The sequence below is a fragment of the Corallococcus sp. 4LFB genome (genome assembly GCF_046520365.1).
Lineage (GTDB): Bacteria > Myxococcota > Myxococcia > Myxococcales > Myxococcaceae > Corallococcus > Corallococcus caeni.
Window position 1 is genome coordinate 1 of the sequence record NZ_JBKGHJ010000548.1, and the last position, 5,119, is coordinate 5,119.

Below are 5,119 nucleotides of genomic sequence, written 5' to 3' on the forward strand. Positions count from 1 at the left end.
CACCGTTCGCCCAGCTCCGCCAGCGCGGCCTGGACGGTGGGGGCACGCAGGGCGCCGGTGGCGACCAGCTCCGCCTGCCAGCGCGCCTGCCGGGGCAGGCTCGTCGCATAGAGGTCCACGCGCGCGGTGAGGTCGCGCGTGTCCTCGACGAGGCCGGCCGCCGTGGACCGCAGGCCTCCCCCCGTCACATCCGTGAGGGAGGCCAGCAGGGCCGTGGTGGATTCGCGGGTGACGAGCGGTCCGGTCAGCGGGTGCTCCGCGGCCCAGGCGTGCACCTGGTCACGGGCCCCGGTCACGTCCTCGCGGCCGGTGACCTCGCGCCACTCGGCCTCCAGCTGGGACTCCAGCGCCACCAGCGAGTCATGGGCGCGCGCCACCAGTTCCGGCGAGGCGCCCGCGGCGGAGCGCGGCAGGGCCTCCTCCAGCTGGGCCAGCAGCACCCACGTGTCGATGAGGGCCGCCACCGGATCCGGCTTGAAGAGCGAGCTCTGCACGGCGGGCACCGCGTTGGCCTTGAACCGCAGCATGGCCGCGGCCACGGAGGGTGAGCCGGAGCGCGCGGCCAGGTCGTCCGCCAGGGCTTCAATCAAGCCGGAGAAGCGCCGGGCCAGGTCCCGCACCCGCGTGCGCATCACCGCCACGGACAGGTCGGAGCGGCCCACGCGAGTCGCCAGCTCCGAGCGCTGGGGCTCCAGCGACGCGCATCCACCGCACAGCGCCGCGAACAGCACCACGGTCACGACGCGGACAGGGGGAGGAACCGGAGCCATGGGCCGGGACCCAAGCTGCGCACGCCCACCCCGTCCTCCGAGCGGCCCCCCGGCGCGGAGCCAACGTCGGACGTCCAACGCCCGGCGCGGAGCCACGTCACGAGGACCGGATCCGTCGCCGGGGAACGCCCGTCACTTCTCCGCGAGCGCCTTGTCGATGGCGGCCTTCAGCTCCGGGCTGTCCGGCGTGACGCTGCTGGGGAAGGCTGCCTTCACCTGGCCGTCCTTGCCCACCACGTACTTGTGGAAGTTCCACTTGGGCTCGCCGTGGTCCTTGGCGAGGAACGCGTAGACGGGGGACTGGCCCTCGCCCTTCGTCTTCACCTTCTCGAACATGGGGAAGGAGACCTTGAAGCGCAGCTCGCAGAACTTCGCGATCTGCTCGGAGGTGCCCGGCTCCTGCCCGCCGAAGTCGTTGGACGGGAAGCCCAGGACGACCACGCCCTTGTCCTTGTAGCCCTGGTACAGCGCCTCCAGGCCCTTGTACTGCGGCGTGTAGCCGCACTCGGACGCGGTGTTCACGACGAGGGCGACCTTGCCCTGGAAGTCCGACAGCTTCTCGGGCTTGCCGTCGAGCCGGTTGGCGGAGAGCTGGTGGAGGGACATGGCCTTCTTCTCGGTCTTGTCCGCGGCGGAGGCCGCCGTGGAGAGGGAGAGCACCGTCGCGACGGTGAACAGCAGTGGGGTTCGCATGGCGCGAGCAGGATGCCGCAAGGCGTTCATCGTTTCACCGTCCCCGCGCGGCGACGCGCGTCCTGGGTTCTTCAGTGGAAAAAACCGTCTTGAGCACGCGGCCCGTGGGCGTCTTGAGCTTCGCCACCTCGCGAGGCGTGCCCGCGCCCACGATGCGGCCTCCGCCCTCGCCGCCCTCCGGCCCCAGCTCCACCACGTGGTCACCCGCGGCGATGACCGACGGGTGGTGCTCGATGACGACCAGCGTGTCGCCCCGGTCCACCAGCCGGCCCAGGAAGGTGATCAGCTTCTCCACGTCGCCCAGGTGCAGGCCCGTGGTGGGCTCATCCAGCACGTACAGCGTGGGCTCGTGGCGGGAGGTGGCCGTCAGCTCCGCGGCCAGCTTGAGCCGCTGCGCCTCGCCGCCGGACAGCGTGTTGGAGCCCTGGCCCAGTTGCAGGTAGCCCACGCCCAGGTCCGCCAGGCACTCCAGCGGAGCCGCGACCTTGGGCAGCGAACGGAACACGTCCTTCGCCTCGTCCGCGGACAGGCGCAGCACGTCGCCCACGGTGAGCCCGTGGTAGCGCACCTCCAGCGTGGCGGCGTCGAAGCGCGCCCCGTTGCAGGCCTCGCACGGCGTGACGACGTCCGGCAGGAAGGACATCTCATGGGAGATGGCGCCCTGCCCTTCGCACACCTTGCAGCGGCCGCCCGCCGCCGTGTTGAAGGAGAAGCGCGCGGGCCCGAAGCCGCGGATCTTCGCCTCGGGCGTGGCCGCGAACACGCGGCGCAGCTCATCCCAGATGCCCAGGAACGTCGCCGGCACCGAGCGCGGCGTGCGGCCGATGGGCGACTGGTCCACCGACAGCACCCGCTTGATGGACTCCGTGCCCTTGAGCGAGTCGAACGCGCCGGGCTTCGAGGTGACGAGCCCCAGCCGGTCGCGCAGCGCCGGGTACAGCACCTGCCGGATGAGCGTGCTCTTGCCGGAGCCCGACACGCCGGAGACGACGTTGAGCCGGCCCACCGGCAGCTTGAGGTCCACGCGCTGGAGGTTGTTCGCGCGCGCGCCGTTCAGCTCCACCCAGGCCTTCGGCTCGCCCCTCCCGGAAGGAGGCCGCACCTGCGCGGCCCGCAGCGCCAGCGCGGTGGGAGAGTCCGACTCCAGCACCACGTCCGGCGTGCCCTCCGCCAGGATGTGGCCACCGCCCCGGCCGCCCGTGGGCCCCAGGTCCAGCAGGTGGTCCGCGGCGCGGATGGTGTCCGAGTCATGCTCCACCACGAGCACCGTGGAGCCCGTCTCCACCAGCGCGCGCAGGTTGTCGAGCAGCCGGTGCGTGTCGCGCGGGTGCAGGCCGATGGTGGGCTCGTCCAGCACGTACATCGCGCCGGTGAGGCCCGCGCCCAGCTGCGCGGACAGCCGCAGCCGCTGCATCTCACCGCCGGACAGCGTGGCGGCGTTGCGGTCCAGGGACAGGTACCCCAGGCCCACGCGCTCCAGGAACTCCAGGCGGCGGAGCATCTCCTGCCGCGCCGTCTCGCCCAAGAGCGCCCGGTCGCCCTTGAGCTTCCAGGTGCGCACGCGCGCGAGCGTGGCCGTCACCGACGCCTGCACCACCTCGTGGTAGCGCGCGCCCTCCAGCCGCACCGCGCGCGGCACTGGGGACAGGCGGGTGCCGCCGCACGTGCGACACGGGGCCGTCTCGCCCTCGGCCATCGCGGAAGGACCGCCCTGCACGCCGGTGCCCTCGCACGACTCGCAGCGGCCCTGCTTCGTGTTGAAGGAGAACCAGCGCGGATCCAGCTCCGGCACGGCGGTGCCGCACCTGGGGCACGTGCGCTCGCTGGACAGCAGCGTCTCCGCCTTGCCCGTGCGCAGCTTCACGGCGCCCTTGCCCCAGTTGAGCGACGCCTCGAACACCTCGCGCGGCAGCTTCGCGAGCCTGCCCTCGTACATCACGAGGTCGATGTCGTGCTCCTTCGTCTTCGTCAGGCGCGGCGGGTTGTCCGTGGACACCAGTTCCCCGTCCGCGATGGCCTGGGTAATGCCCGCGCGCGCCGCCGCGGTGAAGACGTCCAGGTACGTGCCCTTGCGAGCGCGCACCGCGGGCGCCAGCACCTGCCCCTCGCCCTTCGTCGCCAGCACCTGCGCGTAGAGCGCCGCGGGCGTGGTGGCGCCGATGGGCGTGTCGTCGTGCGGGCAGTGCGGCTCGCCAATCTTCGCGTACATGAGGCGCAGGTAGTGGGCGACCTCGGTGACGGTGGCCACGGTGCTGGTGGCCCCCGCGCGCGACGTGCGCTGCTCCAGCGCCACGGTGGGCGGGATGCTGCTGATGCGCTCCACGTCCGGGCGCGGCAGCGTGGGCAGGAACTGCCGGGCGTACGGCGTCAGCGTCTCCAGGAAGCGGCGCTGCCCTTCCGCGAAGACGACGTCGAACACCAGCGAGCTCTTGCCGGAGCCGCTGGGCCCCGTCACCACCGTCATCTTCCCCAGGGGAATCCGGCAGGACACGTCCTTGAGGTTGTGCTCGCGCGCGTGCTCCACCTCGATGGCGGGCGGCGCGTCCTTCCCCGGGCGGCGCAGCTTCACCGCCTTCGCCAGCGGCTTGCCCTCGCCCCGGAGCGCGGCGGCGGTGGCGCTGCCCTGCACCTTCGCCACGTCCGCGGGCGTGCCCTCCGCCACCAGCCGGCCACCGTCCCGGCCGCCCTTGGGCCCCAGGTCGATGATCCAGTCCGAGCCCTTCATCACCGACACGTCGTGGTCCACCACGAGCACGCTGGCGCCCCGGTCCACCAGCGCGTGCAGCGACGCCATCACGTGGCGCACGTCCTCCGCGTGAAGGCCGGCGCTCGGCTCGTCGATGAGGAACAGCGTGCCCTTCGCGTCGCTGGCCAGCGCGCGCGCCAGCTTGAGCCGCTGCGCCTCGCCGCCGGACAGCGTGGACAGGGGCTGGCCCAGGGGCAGGTAGCCCAGCCCCAGCCGCTGCGCGGGTCCCAGCGTGCGCTTCAATGCAGCATCGTCGCCGAAGTGCTGGAGCACCTCGTCCACCGTCATCTCCAGCACCTGCGCCACGCTGAAGCCCTGGTGCCGGACGGCGAGCACCTCCTCCTTGAAGCGCCGGCCCCGGCACACCGCGCACAACAGGGCCACGTCCGCGAGGAACTGCATCTCCACCGTCTCGTAGCCCTCGCCCGCGCAGGCCTCGCAGCGGCCCTTGTCCACGTTGAAGGAGAAGTGCGCGGACGTCAGGCCCCGCACCTCCGCGTCGGGCTCGGACGCGAAGCGCTCGCGCAGCCGGTCCCACGCCTTGGTGTACGTGGCCGCGTTGCCGCGCGACGTGCGCCCCAGCGGGGACTGGTCCACGAAGGTGATGGCCTGCACCTGCGCCCCGCCCTCCACCGCCGCCACGTCGCCGGGGGCCTCCACGTCCTTCACGCCCAGCCCGCGCGCCAGGTGCCGGTAGAGCACCTCGTCCATCAGCGTGCTCTTGCCGGAGCCGCTGGGCCCGGTGATGGCGCACAGCACGCCCAGCGGCACGCGCACGGACACGTCCTTGAGGTTGTGCTCGCGCGCCTCGCGGATGACCAGCTCGCCCGTGCGGGTGCGCGGCGTGCGCGGCGCCTCCGACGCCGCCGGACAGCATGCGCCGGTGGGCAGTCCTGCCGCTTCGCCAGCG

3 protein-coding genes are annotated in these 5,119 nt (G+C 72.7%); all 3 read right to left on the reverse strand.

Annotated elements, in window-relative coordinates:
* A partial coding sequence (locus ACLEQD_RS36530) for a chemotaxis protein (protein ID WP_410390511.1) occupies positions 1 to 770 on the reverse strand: 770 nt, incomplete at its 3' end.
* Positions 771 to 902: 132 nt separating this feature from the next.
* Positions 903 to 1,463 carry a glutathione peroxidase gene (locus ACLEQD_RS36535; RefSeq protein ID WP_410390513.1) on the reverse strand — a complete coding sequence of 187 codons (561 nt, stop codon included), beginning with the start codon at positions 1,461 to 1,463 and terminating at the stop codon, positions 903 to 905.
* Positions 1,464 to 1,497: 34 nt separating this feature from the next.
* Positions 1,498 to 5,119, reverse strand: a 3,622-nt coding sequence (locus ACLEQD_RS36540; protein ID WP_410390514.1) for an excinuclease ABC subunit A, incomplete at its 5' end; no start/stop codon positions are given.